At 65.3% G+C, this 380-nt stretch carries 1 protein-coding gene; it reads right to left on the bottom strand.

Annotated features, from left to right (window positions below; all coding sequences use genetic code 11):
- Window positions 1-380, bottom strand: a 380-nt coding sequence (locus tag EN745_RS35805; RefSeq protein WP_127423370.1) for a biotin/lipoyl-binding protein, incomplete at both ends; no start/stop codon positions are given.

Raw genomic sequence — 380 nt, 5'->3', positions numbered from 1 at the left:
GTCCACTGCGCTCGCGCCCTGCGGCGGCCGGAAGGCCGCAAGTGGATCCTCGGCGAGCGCGGCGCGCAGCCGGGCGACGTCGAGTTCGGCCGAAAGGAGATCACTTCTCTGGCGCTGCTGGTCGGCTTCCGTCATGGTCGGGTCGAGCTCGATCAGCACGTCACCGGCTTTCACGTTCTGTCCATCGCGTATATTGATGGCGCGGACAATGCCCGTCTCGAACGGCTGAATCAGCTTGGTGCGCCCGTCTGGCACGATCTTGCCCGTCGCCGTTGCGACGATATCGATGCTGCCTAACGACGCCCAAATCAGCGTGACGCAGAAGACTGCGACGATACTCGCCGCGATCGCGCGACCGATCGGCGACGGTGGCGTTTCGG

The sequence above is a fragment of the Mesorhizobium sp. M4A.F.Ca.ET.022.05.2.1 genome, from assembly GCF_003998845.1.
In the GTDB taxonomy this organism is placed as follows: domain Bacteria; phylum Pseudomonadota; class Alphaproteobacteria; order Rhizobiales; family Rhizobiaceae; genus Mesorhizobium.
This window is presented reverse-complemented; position numbering and strand designations above follow the sequence as displayed.